A 14,848-nucleotide genomic window follows, 5' to 3' on the forward strand; every position below is an offset into this window, starting at 1 on the left:
TGCACAATCACATGATCCCGCTTCCACGAACTGTCACCGCAGAGGGGGCTGCGCCCGGTGGCCGGGGAACCTCAATACCCCGCCGCCTGCCCGTCCTTGCGGCTCTCCGAAGCACCGTAGTAAACCCCGGTCTCGGGATCGCGCATGATCGCCTGGTACCCACCATACGGCCCATCGGCGAACACGATGCGGTGACCCTTGCGCATCAACGCACGCACCGTCTCGTACGGGAAGCCGGTTTCCAGGTTCACTTCACCGCCATCGTTCATTGCCGTGGCCTGCCCGGTCGGTTCAGTGGAACCTTCGTGCTGGATGCGCGGTGCGTCACCGGCCTCCTGCAGGTTCATGCCGAAGTCCACCAGGTTCATCACGATCTGCGCATGGCCCTGCGGCTGCATCGCGCCGCCCATCACGCCGAAGCTGGCATACGGCTTTCCGTCCTTGGTGATGAACGCCGGGATGATGGTCTGGAACGGGCGCTTGCCCGGTGCGTAGCCGTTGGGGTGGTTCTTCTGCAGCACGAACATCTCGCCGCGATCCTGCAGGATGAAACCCAGCCCCGGCGGTGCCATGCCGCTGCCCATGCCGCGATAGTTGGACTGGATCAGCGATACCATCATGCCGTCGGCGTCGGCCACGGTCATGTAGATCGTGTCGCCCTCCTCCAGCTGCTTCGGCGTGCCCGGCTGCACTTCCTTCAACGCCTTGTCCATCGAGATCAGCGCGCGGCGCTGCGCGGCGTATTCCTTGGAGATCAGCCTCTGCACCGGCGCCGGCTGGAACGCCATGTCGGCATAGAAGCGTGCACGGTCGGCGAAGGCCAGCTTCTTCGCTTCAACGAAGAGGTGCACATGCTCGGGCGAACCGAACGGAATCTTCGAGAAATCGTAGCCTTCCAGCACGTTGAGGATCTGCAACGCAGCGATGCCCTGGCTGTTCGGCGGCAGTTCCCACACGTCGTAGCCACGGTAGTTGCTGCTGACCGGTTCAACCCATTCGCCACGGTGATCGGCCATGTCCTGGTAGCTCAGGTAGCCGCCATTGGCCTTGAAGTAGTCGCCGATGGTGCGGGCGATGTCGCCCTTGTAGAAGGCGTCGCGACCGCCGTCGGCGATCTTCTGCAGGGTATCGGCCAGATTCGGGTTCTTCCACATCTCGCCCTTGCGCGGGGCGCGGCCGTTGATCGTGAACTGCTCCTTGAAGCCCGGATACTGCGAGAGCCTGGGTACCGAGCGATCCCAGTAGTAGGCGATCACTTCGGCGACAGGGTGGCCCTCGCGCGCGTAGCGGATGGCCGGCGCCAGGTTGTCGGCCATCGGCTTGCGGCCGAAACGGTCGTGCAGGGCGAACCAGCCGTCGACGGTGCCAGGCACCGACACCGGCAGCGGGCCGGTCGCGGGTATCTCCTTCAGGCCACGGCGCTGGAACTCGGCCAGGGTGAGCGACTTCGGCGAGCGGCCCGAGCCGTTGTAGCCGTACAGCTTCTGCGTTTTCGGGTCCCAGACGATGGCGAACAGGTCGCCGCCGATGCCGTTGCCGGTCGGCTCCATCAGGCCGAGCGCGGCGTTGGCGGCGATCGCCGCGTCGACCGCCGAGCCACCGCCCTTCATCACGTCCAGCGCGATCTGGGTGGCCAGCGGCTGCGAGGTGGCGGCCATCGCATGCGGGGCGATCACCTCCGAGCGGGTGGCGAAGGCGTGGCCGGTGATGCGGTCGGCGGCAAAGGACAGAGCGGGCACGGCGGCCAGCACGGCGGCGGCCAGCAGGGAACGGGCAATGCGTCGGGACACGGTCGGTTTCCGAGGGAAGGGTGGTTGCCCGATCTTCGCCGCTGCGGCGCTCACGCCGTATCGGGCAGAGGTCATGGGCCTTGATTCTGGCGTGGGCCCGGGCCCCGGTCCGCACCCACCAAGGCGAAAGGCCGCCGGTTCCCGCGCAAAAACCGCCGGGAAAGGAGTGAATTCGGGTTCACCAAAACACTTTCAGTGGCAACCATCCTTGTCCCACAAGCGATTTCGCTGGATGCAGCGGAAACTGATGAAAATTCTGCGGCGAGGGTTGACATCGTCGAAATGGCTATGTTTCTCTCGATCACATGCTGCAACACAACACGCCACCGCGAATCCACGTTGAAGCCGCCGACACCGGCGCTGCTTCGCTGCGTTCGATTCTTGTGCTCGTACTTATTACCCAACCTACAGGTGCGGGACGAGCCAGCGTGTAAGCAACAGACACACCGGAACTCATCAAAAACCCGCACCCGCCCCGGTGCGGGTTTTTTCATTCCAGAACCTGGTTTCAGACGCAACCACCATGATCAACGCCCAGCGCAAAACCCGGAGCCACACCGCCACGATGCCTCGTGGTGGCCGTGCCTGTGCGATGCGCGGCGCCACCTTCACCGCTTTCCCCTGACCGGCCGGCACGTCATCCCGACGACCGGCCGTTCTTTTTCTTCCCACCGCAAGGAACCTCCCCCATGAGCACCAACGACCTGCCCCAGACCAAGATCGCCGTCATCGGCTACGGCAGCCAGGGCCGCGCCCACGCACTGAACCTGCGCGAATCCGGCTTCGACGTGGTGGTGGGCCTGCGCCCGGGCGGCCCGACCGAAGCCAAGGCGCAGGCTGACGGCTTCACCGTGATCGCGCCTGCCGAGGCGGTGAAGGATGCAGACCTGGTCGCGGTGCTGACCCCGGACATGGTGCAGAAGAAGCTCTACAACGAGGTACTGGCGCCGAACATGAAACAGGGCGCCTGCCTGCTGTTCGCGCATGGCCTGAACGTGCATTACGGCATGATCGAGCCGCGCGCCGACCTGGACGTAGTGCTGGTCGCACCGAAGGGCCCGGGTGCGCTGGTGCGCCGCGAATACGAAATCGGCCGTGGCGTGCCGTGCATCTGGGCGGTCTACCAGGACGTCAGCGGCAAGGCCGCGCAGCACGCGCAGGCCTATGCGGCCGGCCTCGGCGGCGCCCGCGCCAACCTGATCCAGACCACCTTCAAGGAAGAGACCGAGACCGATCTGTTCGGCGAGCAGGCGGTGCTGTGCGGCGGCGCCTCGGCGCTGGTGCAGGCCGGTTTCGAAACCCTGGTCGAAGCCGGCTACCAGCCGGAGATCGCCTACTACGAAGTGCTGCACGAACTGAAGCTGATCGTCGACCTGTTCTACGAAGGTGGCATCTCGCGCATGCTGGAGTTCATCTCCGAGACCGCGCAGTACGGTGACTACGTCAGCGGGCCGCGCGTGATCGACGCCGGCACCAAGGAACGCATGAAGGAAGTGCTGAAGGACATCCAGGACGGCACTTTCACCAAGAACTGGGTGGCCGAGTACGAAGCGGGCCTGCCGAACTACAACAGGTTCAAGCAGGCCGACCTGGAGCACCCGATCGAGAAGGTGGGCAAGGAGCTGCGCGCCAAGATGGTCTGGTTGCAAGGACAGGCCGCGTAACCGCGCGGCCCTCCCCCACCCGCTTTGCAAGGTTCCCCCATGAACGCTTCCACACACCGCAGCGCGACGCCCAATGGCGCGCGCTGGCTGACCCAGGCGCTGGAGGCCGAAGGCGTCCGCACGCTGTTCGGCTATCCCGGCGGCACCATCATGCCGTTCTATGACGCGCTGGTGGATTCGTCGCTGAAGCACATCCTGGTGCGCCATGAGCAGGGCGCGGCGCTGGCCGCCAACGGCTTCGCCCGCGCCAGCAACCAGGTGGGCGTCTGCGTCGCCACCTCGGGCCCGGGCGCCTCGAACCTGGTCACCGGCATCGCCGATGCGATGCTGGATTCGGTACCGATGGTCTGCATCACCGGCCAGGTCGGCACCCCGCTGCTGGGCACCGACGCCTTCCAGGAACTGGATGTGTTCGGCCTGACGATGCCGATCGTCAAGCACAGCTGGCTGGTGCGCAGCGTCGATGACCTGCCGCGCGTGGTGGCCGATGCCTTCCGCATCGCCCGCGAGGGCCGCCCGGGCCCGGTGCTGATCGATCTGCCCAAGGATGTGCAGCTGGCCGACGCCAGCCATCTGCCGGCGCACGTCCCGAGCAGCGTCGAACCGCCACCGGCACCGGCCGACGCCGCCATCGCCGAGGCCATCGCCGCACTGGCAGCCGCGGAAAAGCCGGTGGTCTACGCCGGTGGCGGCATCGCGCTGGGTGATGCGGTGCAGGACCTGCGTGACTTCGTCGAGGCCAGCGCCATCCCCACCGTGATGACCCTGCGCGGCCTGGGTGCACTGCCGGCCCACCATCCGCAGTCGCTGGGCATGCTGGGCATGCACGGCACGCGCGCGGCCAACATGGCGGTGCAGGAAAGCGACCTGTTGCTGGTGCTGGGTGCGCGCTTCGACGACCGCGCGACCGGCAAGCTGGCGGAGTTCGCCCCGTTCGCCCGCGTTGTCCACATCGATGCTGACGCCTACGAGATCTCCAAGCTGCGCACTGCCGACGTCGCCGTGCCCGGCAACGTCGGTCACGCCATCCGTGCCCTGCGTGCGGCCTTCCCCTCCCCCAGGGCCCACCAGGACGCATGGCGCAAGCGCTGTGCGCAGCACCGCGATCGCTTCGCCGCGCGCTACGACGCACCGGGCCAGCACATCTACGCCCCGGCACTGCTGAAGCGCCTGAGCGAGCTGGCGCCGGCCGATGCGGTGATTGCCTGCGATGTCGGCCAGCACCAGATGTGGGTGGCCCAGCACTGCCGCTTCAGCCACCCGCGCAATCACCTGACCAGCGGGGCGCTCGGTACCATGGGCTTCGGCCTGCCGGCGGCGATGGGTGCGCAGTTCGCCTGCCCCGATCGCACCGTGGTGCTGGTGTCGGGCGACGGCAGCTTCATGATGAACGTGCAGGAGCTGGCCACCATCGCGCGCTGCCGCCTGCCGGTGAAGATCGTGCTGCTGGACAACAGTTCGCTGGGCATGGTGCGGCAGTGGCAGGAGCTGTTCTTTGCCGAGCGCTACAGCGAGATCGACCTGTCCGACAACCCGGACTTCGTGGCACTGGCGCAGGTGTTCGGCATCGCCGCCACCCGCATCGACAACCGGGACGACGTGGAAGGTGGCCTGGCCGCGCTGCTGGCCGAACCCGGCCCGGCGCTGCTGCACGTGGCCATCGATGCGCGCGCCAATGTGTGGCCGCTGGTGCCGCCGAACACCGCCAACAGCACGATGCTGGAAAGCAACCCCGCCCATGCCCGCCAGGAGACCCCCAATGCAATACCGGCTTGACCTGGTGCTGCACCCGGCCGAGGGCGCGCTGCTGCGCGTGATCGGCATGGCCGAACGCCGTGGCTTCGCGCCGCGTGCGATCAACGGCGCACCGGTGGCCGCCGATGACGGCCGCTGGCACCTGCAGCTGGTGGTGGACGGCCAGCGCTCGGCGGAAACGCTGTGCCGGCAGATCGAAAAGATCTACGACTGCGTGTCCGTGCAGGCCACCGCCGTGGAAGGAGTAGCCCCATGAACACCCGCACCGTAGCGAGCACGGTGCCGGTACGGAGGCGTCTTCTTCGCCGCCCGTGCCCGCATGCGGCGATCACCCGCACTGCGCTGGTGGCCCATGCCGGCCGCTGACGCCAGCCAGGAAAGCGATGTCGGCGACGTAAGCGTCGCCGACGTGCTGGCCGCGCAGGCCCGCCTGCGCCGCTTCCTGCCCCCTACCCCGCTGCACCATGCCGAGCGCTTCGGCACCTGCTGAAGCTGGAGAACCTGCAGCGCACCGGTTCCTACAAGGTACGTGGCGCGTTGAATGCACTGCTGGCCGGCCGCGAGCGAGGCGATGGCCGGCCGGTGATCTGCGCCTCGGCGGGCAACCATGCGCAGGGCGTCGCGTGGGCCGCCTATCGCCTGGATGTGCCAGCCATCACCGTGATGCCGCACGGCGCGCCGGCCACCAAGATCGCCGGTGTCGCGCACTGGGGGGCGACCGTGCGCCAGCACGGCAACAGCTATGACGAAGCCTATGCCTTCGCGGTCGAGCTGGCGCAGCGCCACGGCTACCGCTTCCTGTCCGCGTTCGACGACCCCGACGTGATCGCGGGCCAGGGCACGGTGGGCATCGAACTGGCCGCGCACGCACCGGATGTGGTGATCGTGCCGATCGGTGGCGGTGGACTGGCCTCGGGCGTTGCATTGGCGCTGAAATCGCAGGGCGTGCGAGTCGTCGGCGCGCAGGTGGAAGGCGTCGATTCGATGGCACGAGCGATCCGCGGCGACGCGCGCGAGATCGCCCCCGCCGCCTCGCTGGCCGACGGCGTGCGGGTGAAGATTCCCGGTTTCCTGACCCGTCGCCTGTGCACCGCGTTGCTGGATGATGTGGTGATCGTGCGCGAGGCGGAGCTGCGCGAGACGCTGGTCCGGCTGGCGCTGGAAGAACACATCATCGCCGAGGGCGCCGGTGCGCTGGCGCTGGCAGCCGGCCGCCGCGTCGCTGGCCGCCGCAAGTGCGCGGTGGTGTCCGGCGGAAACATCGATGCCGGCGTACTGGCCGGCCTGCTCACCGACATCCGTCCGCGCCCGCCACGCAAGCCGCGGCGACGGCGCAGCGAAACCCCGCGCTCGCCCGGCAGAGCCAGCGCCAACGCCTCCCCCACCTCTTCTTCCCCTTCCCCCCTGCAAGCCGTCGCACCCGCTGTCGAGGAGATTTCCCTGTGACCACCATCGAACGAATTACCACCCCACGCATCCGCATCTTCGACACCACCCTGCGTGACGGCGAGCAGTCCCCCGGCTGCAGCATGAGCCCGCCGCAGAAGCTGGTGATGGCGCGTGCGCTGGACGAACTGGGCGTGGACGTCATCGAGACCGGCTTCCCGGCCAGCTCGCAGTCCGACCGCGAGGCGATGGACCTGATCGGCCGCGAACTGCGCCGCCCGAGCCTGAGCCTGGCGGTGCTGTCGCGCTGCCTGCAGGCCGACATCGAGACCTCGGCGCGTGCCCTGGAGGCCGCTGCGAACCCGCGCCTGCACGTGTTCCTGTCGACCAGCCCGCTGCATCGCGAGCACAAGCTGCGGATGACCCGCGAGCAGGTGCTGGAGTCGGTACGCAAGCATGTATCGCTGGCGCGCTCGTACATCGACGACGTCGAATTCTCGGCCGAAGATGCCACTCGTACCGAGCTGGACTACCTGATCGAAGTCTCGCGCGTGGCCATTGCCGCAGGTGCCACCACCATCAACCTCCCCGACACGGTCGGCTTCACCACGCCGGAAGAGATCCGCTCGATGTTCCAGCAGGTCATCGCCGGCGTCGCCGACGTGCCGAACGCCGCCAACGTGGTCTTCAGCACGCACTGCCACAACGACCTGGGCCTGGCCGTGGCCAATTCGCTGGCTGCCATCGAAGGCGGTGCCCGCCAGGTCGAATGCACCGTCAATGGCATCGGCGAGCGCGCCGGCAACTGTTCGCTGGAAGAGATCGCGATGGTGCTGAAAGTACGCCAGGCCTTCTACGAGCAGGAAAGCTCGATCAACACCCCGCGCATCGTCGGCACCTCGCAGCTGCTGCAACGCCTGGTCGGCATGCCGGTGCAACGCAACAAGGCCATCGTCGGCGCCAATGCCTTCGCCCACGAATCGGGCATCCACCAGCACGGCATGCTGCGCCATCGCGGCACCTACGAGATCATGCGTCCGGAAGACGTGGGCTGGGAGGATTCGCAGATGGTGCTGGGCCGCCACAGCGGCCGCGCCGCCGTCGAAGCCCGCCTGCGTGCGCTGGGCTTCTGGCTGGACGAGGATGAGCTGAAGCTGGTGTTCGAGCAGTTCAAGGGCCTGTGCGAACAGCAGCGCGTGGTCACCGATGCCGATCTGCAGACGCTGATGCAGGGCGGTTCCAACGCGCAGGGTTACCGCTTGGCCTCGATGACCATCAGCGATGTCGGCAGCCGCGCAAATGCGCTGGTCGAACTGTCCGACCCGGATGGCAACCGCGTGGCCGAAACCGCGCAGGGCGACGGTCCGGTCGACGCGTTGTTCGGCGCGCTGTCGGCCGCCACTGGCGTGCAGCTGATGCTGGACAGCTACCACGTGCACAGCGTCGGCATCGGCGCCGATGCGCGTGGCGAAGCCAACCTGAGCGTGCGCCACGAAGGCGTGGAGTACGACGGCACCGGCACCAGCAGGGACATCATCGAAGCCTCGGCACTGGCCTGGCTGGATGTGGCCAATCGCCTGCTGCGCCAGCGCCAGGCTGCCGCCCACGGCACTACCGATGTTCCCACTCCCGCCACCGCCTGAGGAACCCGAGATGAGCGCCTTCGACACCCCCGCCACGGCCGCCGGCCAGCAGTGGAATGCCCAGGACTATGCGATCGATGCCGGCTTCGTGCCGCTGCTCGGCGGTGCGGTCTCGCGCCTGCTCGACCCACGTGCGGGTGAACGCATCCTCGACCTGGGCTGTGGCGATGGCGTGCTCAGTACCGAACTGGCGCTCAGTGGCGCGCATATCCACGGCGTGGATGCTTCGCCGGAACTGGTGATCGCCGCCCGGGCGCGCGGCGTGGACGCCCGGGTGATGGACGGCCACGCGCTGTCGTTCGACAACGAATTCGATGCCGTATTCAGCAATGCGGCACTGCATTGGATGACCACGCCGGACCGTGTGCTGGAAGGCGTGCGACGTGCCCTGCGCCCCGGCGGCCGCTTCGTCGCCGAGTTCGGCGGCCATGGCAATGTGGCCACCATCATTGCCGCCGTGCAGGCCGCACGCGTGGCCCATGGCCATGGCGCCAGTGCATTCCGGTGGTACTTCCCCACTGCCGATGCGTACGCTGATCGGCTGCGCCAGCATGGCTTCCAGGTGCAGCTGATCGAGTGCACGCCACGCCCGACCGCGCTGCCGACCGGCGTGGCCGGATGGCTGCGGGTGTTCGCCGCGCCGCTGCTGGACGACCTGCCGGCGGACGCACGCGCCGGCGTGCGCGAGGCCGCCACGGCATTGCTGGCCGAGCTGCCGCGCAATGCGGCCGGCCAGGCCCTGGCCGACTACGTGCGGTTGCGCGTGCTTGCCCGCCGCCGCTGACTTGACCCATCCGCTTTCTTTCCCGATGTTCGCTCCTTCGTACTTCTGCCAGGCACCCGCATGACCTCCGCACCCCGCACCCTGTACGACAAACTGTGGGACGCCCACGTGGTCGTCCCCGAATCCGACAGCGCGCCCGCCGTGCTGTACATCGACCTGCACCTGATCCACGAAGTGACCTCGCCGCAGGCGTTCACCGAACTGCGCGAGCGCGGCCTGTCGCCGCGCCGCCCGGATCGCACCAAGGCGACGATGGATCACTCCACGCCGACCCTGCCAGCGGCAGCCGACGGAAGGCTGCCCTATGCCAGCGCCGCCTCCGAAGCACAGGTTGCGACGCTGGCCCGCAACTGCGCCGAGCACGGCATCGAACTGTTCGACATGGGCTCGGACAACCGCGGCATCGTCCACGTGATCGCTCCCGAGCAGGGCTTCACCCAGCCCGGCATGACCATCGTCTGCGGCGACAGCCACACCTCGACCCACGGTGCCTTCGGCTCGCTGGCGTTCGGCATCGGTACCAGCGAAGTCGGCCATGTGCTGGCCACGCAGTGCCTGCTGCAGCGCAAGGCAAAGACCCTGGCGATCACCGTCGATGGCCCGCTGGCAGCGGGCGTTGGCGCCAAGGACGTGGTCCTGCACATCATCGGCGTGATCGGTGTCAACGGCGGCACCGGGCACGTGATCGAGTTCCGTGGCAGTACCATCGAAGCGATGGACATGGAACAGCGCATGACCCTGTGCAACATGTCGATCGAGGCCGGCGCACGCGCCGGCATGGTGGCGCCGGACCAGGTCACTTTCGACTTCGTCGCCCGCACCCCGCGCGGCCCCAAGGGCGCCGACTTCGAGGCCGCCGTGGCACGCTGGCGGCAGCTGCGCAGTGATGAGGGTGCCCGCTTCGACAGCGAAGTACGCATCGACGCCCGCGACATCCGCCCAACGCTGACCTGGGGCACCCACCCGGGCACTGCCATCGCCGTGGATGCGCCGATTCCGGCGGCCAACGATGCCGCTGCGCAGAAGGGCCTGGACTACATGCACTTCCAGGCCGGCAAGGCACTGGCCGGCACGCCGGTGGATGTGGTGTTCGTCGGCTCATGCACCAATGGCCGCCTGAGCGACATGCGTGAAGTGGCGCAGGTGCTGCGGGGCCGTCGTGTCGCCGATCGGGTGCGCATGCTGGTGGTGCCCGGCTCGGAGATCGTCAAGCGCGAGGCCGAGGCTGAAGGCATCCATGAGATCGTGCGCGCGGCCGGTGCCGAATGGCGCGAACCGGGCTGTTCGATGTGCATCGCCATGAACGGTGACCTGGTTGCACCAGGCCAGTTGGCCGTGAGCACCAGCAACCGCAACTTCGAGGGCCGCCAGGGCCCCGGTTCGCGCACCCTGCTGGCCTCGCCGCTGAGCGCAGCCTGGGCCGCAGTGAACGGGCACGTCGCCGATACCCGCGAGCTGTTCGCACAGGAGGTGGCGTGATGGCCGGTTTCCGTACCCTGACGTCGGCCAGCGTAGTGCTGCGCCAGACCAACATCGACACCGACCAGATCATCCCCGCGCGGTTCCTGTCCACCACCGAGCGCGCCGGGCTGGGCCGCAACGCGTTCAATGACTGGCGCTGGCAGGCCGATGGCTCGCCAGTGGCCGACTTCGCCTTCAACCAGCCGCACAACGCCGGCCGCAGCATCCTGCTGGCCGGCCGCAACTTCGGCTGCGGCTCCTCGCGCGAACACGCGCCATGGGCGCTGACCGACCTGGGCCTGCGCGCCATCGTCAGCAGCGAGATCGCGGACATCTTCCGCGGCAATTCGCTGAAGAACGGCCTGCTGCCGATCGTGCTGGACGAAGCGGACGTCCAGGCCCTGATGCAGCGTCCGGACGACGAGCTGACCATCGACGTGGCCACGCGCGAACTGCGCACGCCCGATGGCCGTGTCTATTCCTTCCCGCTGGATGGCTTCTCGCAGACCTGCCTGCTGGAAGGCGTCGACCAGTTGGGCTATCTGTTGGGCCGTGTCCCTGAAATCGAACGTTACGAGAGTGAGCATGCACGCTGAAATTGTTGTCCTGCCCGGTGATGGCATCGGCCCGGAAGTCGCCGCAGCGGCAGTTGCCGTCCTGAAGGCGGTCGCCGGACGCTTCAACCACACCTTCAACTTCAGCGAGCACGACATCGGTGGCATCGCCATCGACCGCCACGGTGAACCGCTGCCAGCGTCGACCCTCGCCGCCTGCCAGGCCGCCAACGCGGTGCTGCTGGGCGCCGTCGGTGGCCCCAAGTGGTCCGACCCGAACGCCAGGGTGCGTCCGGAACAGGGCCTGCTGGCGATCCGCAAGGCGCTGGGCCTGTACGCCAACCTGCGCCCGGTACGGACCCACGAGGCCGCACTGCACGCCTCGCCGGTCAAGGCCGAGCTGCTGCAGGGCGTGGACTTCGTGGTGGTGCGTGAGCTGACCGGCGGCATCTACTTCGGCGACAAGACCCGCGACGCCGGCAGCGCCAGCGACCTGTGCCGCTACACCGTGGCAGAGATCGAACGCGTGCTGCGCAGTGCCTTCCGGCTGGCCCAGCAGCGCCGCGGCAAGGTCACCTCGGTGGACAAGGCCAACGTGCTGGAGACCTCGCGCCTGTGGCGCGACGTGGCCGCGCGCATCGGCCGCGAGGAATTCCCGGACGTCGCGCTGGAACACCAGCTGGTCGATTCGATGGCGATGCACCTGCTGGCCAAGCCGCGCGAGTACGACGTGATCGTCACCGAGAACATGTTCGGCGACATCCTCACCGACGAAGCCTCGATGCTGGCCGGTTCGCTGGGCCTGCTGCCGTCGGCCTCGCTGGGCGAGCCGGGTGCGGTGGGCATCTACGAGCCGATCCATGGTTCGGCCCCGGACATCGCCGGCAAGGGCATCGCCAATCCGTACGCGACGATCCTCAGCGCGGCAATGCTGCTTCGCCATTCGCTGCGGCTGGAAGCCGAGGCCGCGGCGGTGGAAGCGGCCGTGCATGCCGTGCTGGACGACGGCGTATTCACCGCCGACCTGGCCGCCAAGGGCCGGTCGGTGAGCACCGCAGCGGCGACCGACGCGGTGCTGGCAAAGCTGGGCTGATCCATCCGGCGGCACCTGTAGAGTCGAGCCGTGCTCGACTCATGCAACAGCAGTCGAGCATGGCCCGACTCTACGGATATGCCGCAGCCACGCCATGCGTGGCGGCTCTACTTGGTGGTGTACCCGCCATTGACCAGGATGGTCTGCCCGGTCATCCACCAGCCGTCGGTGACCAGGAAGCGGATCCACGGCACGATGTCGGCGATATCGGTCAGGCCAGTGCGGGTGAACGCAGACAGCGCCGCTGCGGTCTTGTGATACGCCTGCGCGTCGGCACTCTCGGCCGGATAGAAGAACGGCGTGTCCATCGGACCCGGGCCGATGGCGGTCACCGAGATGCCACGCTCCCCGAACTCCTTCGACGCGGCACGGGTGAAATGCTCCACCGGCGCCTTGGTGCCGGCATAACTGGAGTAGAACGGCGTATAGGCGCCCAGCAGCGAGGTCACCAGGGTGCAGATGCGGCCACCGTCGTTGACGTGGCGACCGGCCTCCTTGAGGAAGAAGAAGGCAGCCTTGGCGTTGACCGCGCTCATCTCGTCGTACTCCGCTTCGCTGATCTCGACCAGCGGCTTCTTCAGCACCTTGCCGACCGTGTTGATGGCGATGTCGGGACGGCCGACCGCCGCCACTGCATCGGCGAACAAGCGCTCCATCGCGGCCGCCGAAGTGAGGTCTCCCTGCAGGGCGACCGCCTTGCTGCCAGCGGCCTGCACCGCAGCGACGGTGGCTTCGGCATCGGCCTGGGCGGCGGCGCTGTTGTAGTGGATGACGATGGCCCTGGCGCCCTGGCTGGCGAAGTCGCGGGCAATCAAGCCGCCCAGGTTCTTGGCGCCACCGGCGATCAGCACGGTCTTGCCCTTGAGGGAATGGTCGGTCATGGCTTCGGTCTCGGGAGGGGGCTGTCCGGGGTGGCAACCCTGCCCTGACGACGATATCGTGCAGAAAATGCGGATAAAGCCCGCCACATTGACTTAACTTTCCAGAGCCGGCGAACAATGGACCGTATCGATCGCTTCCGCATCTTCACCCGGGTGGTGGAGTGTGCCAGCTTCACCCGCGCCGCCGACCAGCTCGGCCTGCCCCGCTCCACGGTGTCGGCGGCCATTGCGGAACTGGAGCAGCGGCTCGGCACGCGCCTCCTGCAACGCTCGACCCGCCGGGTCTCCACTACTCACGACGGCGACGTGTTCCATGCACGCTGCCTGCGCCTGATCGCCGAGGTCGAAGACGCCGAGTCGCTGTTCCGCCAGGATGACGCACAACCGGTGGGCCTGCTGAAGATCGACGTGCCCAGCCGCATCGGGCGCCGCATCATCGCCCCGGCCCTGCCTGGCTTCTTCGCGCGCTACCCGCAGGTGGAACTGGACCTGGGCATGACCGATCGCGCGGTGAACCTGATCGAAGACGGCTGCGATGCGGTACTGCGGGTCGGCCAGCTGGGTGACTCCAGCCTGGTGGCACGCACGCTGGGCCAGCTGGATTTCGTCAATGTCGCCGCACCCGCGTACCTGGATGCGCATGGCGTGCCGCAGCACCCTGCCGATCTGCAGCAGCACCGCGCGGTGAACTATGCCTCGCCCACGACGGCGCGGGTGGAGCCCTGGGAATGGCAGGAGGGCGGCCAATTGCGTACGCAAGCGATGTCCGGCTGGGTACGAGTGAACAGTGCCGAGGCGTCCATTGCCTGCTGCGTGGCCGGGCTGGGGCTGCTGCAGATTCCACGCTACGACGTACAGGCTGAACTGCAATCCGGCGTGTTGGTGGAAGTAATGCCGCAGCACGTCGCGCAGCCGTTGCCGGTGACGCTGCTGCAGCCGCATCGGCAGCACCGCGCACAACGCGTGCAGGTGTTCCTGGAATGGCTGCTGCCGATACTGCGGACCGGCCTGCAGCTGCAGTAGCAACTGTCTTGTCAGGGGCAGCCGGGGGTCACCTCGGCGTCCCGCTTGCGGGCGTTGAGGATTACCAGCATTTTGCGCATAACCGCCACGAGCGCCACCTTGCTCGCTTTGCCCTTGGCCTTCAAGCCAGCGTAAAACGCGCGCAGTCTCGGCTCGTACCGGATGGCGGTGAGGGCCGCCATGTAAAGGGCTTCGCGCACCACCGCGCGCCCACCACTGATGCGTCGCTGACCCTGCCAAGTGCCACTTTCGCGGTTCATCGGGGCCAAACCCACCAGCGATGCTATGGCTTTGCTTCCCAAACTGCCCAGTTCCGGGAGCTCGCAGGCCAGCGTACTGATCAGGATGGGTCCGACGCCTTTGAGCGCGCCGATATTCTTCCAGCCAGGCTGTCCCTCAAGCTGCTCGGCAATAGCTTTATCCAATTGTTTCAGGTCGTCAGATAGCTGAGCTATATGGCGCTGCTTCATCGCAATCAGATCCGGATCGACCAATCGCCGCAAGCGCTGCATCTCACTGACCCGCATCTGCACCAGATGCCTGCGGCATTGTGCAAACTCAGACAGACGCTGCTGCCAAGGAGCAGGCGGTACGTAGCGGGTCAGCGGCAACAAATGGGCCATCTGCGCCAGCACCGTCGCATCGAGCCGATCGGTCTTGGCGGCACGGCCCGTGCCTTGGGCAAATCGCCGTGCACGCGCTGGATTGATCCGTACCATCGGCAGGCCGGCGGCGTGCAATACATCCAGAGCAGCCCGCTCGTAACCCCCGCTTGCCTCAAGAACGACCTGCTTGATCGGCCACTTCTTCAACC

The 14,848-nt window shown here is 67.4% G+C and carries 12 protein-coding genes and 1 pseudogene; 10 read left to right on the forward strand and 3 right to left on the reverse strand.

Annotated elements, in window-relative coordinates:
• Positions 1 to 71: 71 nt before the first annotated feature.
• Positions 72 to 1,865, reverse strand: a complete 1,794-nt coding sequence (ggt, locus tag A9K58_RS18670) for a gamma-glutamyltransferase (RefSeq protein WP_407070837.1) — start codon at positions 1,863 to 1,865, stop codon at positions 72 to 74.
• A gap of 614 nt (positions 1,866 to 2,479) precedes the next feature.
• Here ggt and ilvC point away from each other — a divergent pair.
• The 9 genes and pseudogenes from ilvC to leuB all read left to right on the forward strand — a co-directional run bounded on the left by ilvC (position 2,480) and on the right by leuB (position 12,130).
• Positions 2,480 to 3,454 (forward strand): ketol-acid reductoisomerase, encoded by a 975-nt coding sequence (gene ilvC / locus A9K58_RS18675; RefSeq protein ID WP_065200761.1) that lies wholly within the window; start codon positions 2,480 to 2,482, stop codon positions 3,452 to 3,454.
• A gap of 39 nt (positions 3,455 to 3,493) precedes the next feature.
• Positions 3,494 to 5,230, forward strand: coding sequence for an acetolactate synthase 2 catalytic subunit (ilvG, locus tag A9K58_RS18680; RefSeq protein ID WP_065200762.1), 1,737 nt, complete (start codon positions 3,494 to 3,496; stop codon positions 5,228 to 5,230).
• Complete coding sequence (locus A9K58_RS18685) at positions 5,214 to 5,465, forward strand: ACT domain-containing protein (protein WP_065200763.1); 252 nt, start codon at positions 5,214 to 5,216, stop codon at positions 5,463 to 5,465. Before ilvG ends, A9K58_RS18685 begins: the two co-directional genes overlap by 17 nt.
• Before the next feature lie 96 nt (positions 5,466 to 5,561).
• Positions 5,562 to 6,655 (forward strand): annotated as a pseudogene (locus A9K58_RS18690) (threonine dehydratase).
• A complete protein-coding gene (locus tag A9K58_RS18695; RefSeq protein ID WP_065200764.1) occupies positions 6,652 to 8,238 on the forward strand; it encodes a 2-isopropylmalate synthase in 1,587 nt (528 codons plus the stop codon). Before A9K58_RS18690 ends, A9K58_RS18695 begins: the two are co-directional and overlap by 4 nt.
• Before the next feature lie 10 nt (positions 8,239 to 8,248).
• A complete protein-coding gene (locus A9K58_RS18700; protein ID WP_065200765.1) occupies positions 8,249 to 9,022 on the forward strand; it encodes a class I SAM-dependent methyltransferase in 774 nt (257 codons plus the stop codon).
• Positions 9,023 to 9,082: 60 nt separating this feature from the next.
• Complete coding sequence (gene leuC / locus A9K58_RS18705; protein ID WP_065200766.1) at positions 9,083 to 10,501, forward strand: 3-isopropylmalate dehydratase large subunit; 1,419 nt, start codon at positions 9,083 to 9,085, stop codon at positions 10,499 to 10,501.
• The gene (gene leuD / locus A9K58_RS18710) at positions 10,501 to 11,079 is read left to right on the forward strand and encodes a 3-isopropylmalate dehydratase small subunit (protein WP_065200767.1); all 579 of its coding nucleotides are present in this window, start codon (positions 10,501 to 10,503) and stop codon (positions 11,077 to 11,079) included. The genes leuC and leuD overlap by 1 nt, the downstream gene beginning before the upstream one ends.
• A complete protein-coding gene (leuB, locus tag A9K58_RS18715; protein WP_065200768.1) occupies positions 11,069 to 12,130 on the forward strand; it encodes a 3-isopropylmalate dehydrogenase in 1,062 nt (353 codons plus the stop codon). Before leuD ends, leuB begins: the two co-directional genes overlap by 11 nt.
• Positions 12,131 to 12,237: 107 nt before the next feature.
• Here leuB and A9K58_RS18720 read toward each other — a convergent pair whose 3' ends face one another.
• Positions 12,238 to 13,011 carry an SDR family oxidoreductase gene (locus A9K58_RS18720; protein ID WP_065200769.1) on the reverse strand — a complete coding sequence of 258 codons (774 nt, stop codon included), beginning with the start codon at positions 13,009 to 13,011 and terminating at the stop codon, positions 12,238 to 12,240.
• A gap of 117 nt (positions 13,012 to 13,128) precedes the next feature.
• On the opposite strand from A9K58_RS18720, the gene A9K58_RS18725 reads away from it, so the two are divergent.
• Positions 13,129 to 14,034 carry a LysR family transcriptional regulator gene (locus tag A9K58_RS18725; protein WP_065200770.1) on the forward strand — a complete coding sequence of 302 codons (906 nt, stop codon included), beginning with the start codon at positions 13,129 to 13,131 and terminating at the stop codon, positions 14,032 to 14,034.
• Positions 14,035 to 14,045: 11 nt separating this feature from the next.
• Here the strand turns inward: A9K58_RS18725 and A9K58_RS18730 are convergent.
• On the reverse strand, positions 14,046 to 14,848 hold an 803-nt coding region (locus A9K58_RS18730), incomplete at its 5' end, for an IS110-like element ISStma6 family transposase (protein ID WP_065200771.1).

The sequence above is a fragment of the Stenotrophomonas maltophilia genome, from assembly GCF_001676385.1.
In the GTDB taxonomy this organism is placed as follows: Bacteria; Pseudomonadota; Gammaproteobacteria; order Xanthomonadales; family Xanthomonadaceae; genus Stenotrophomonas; species Stenotrophomonas maltophilia_J.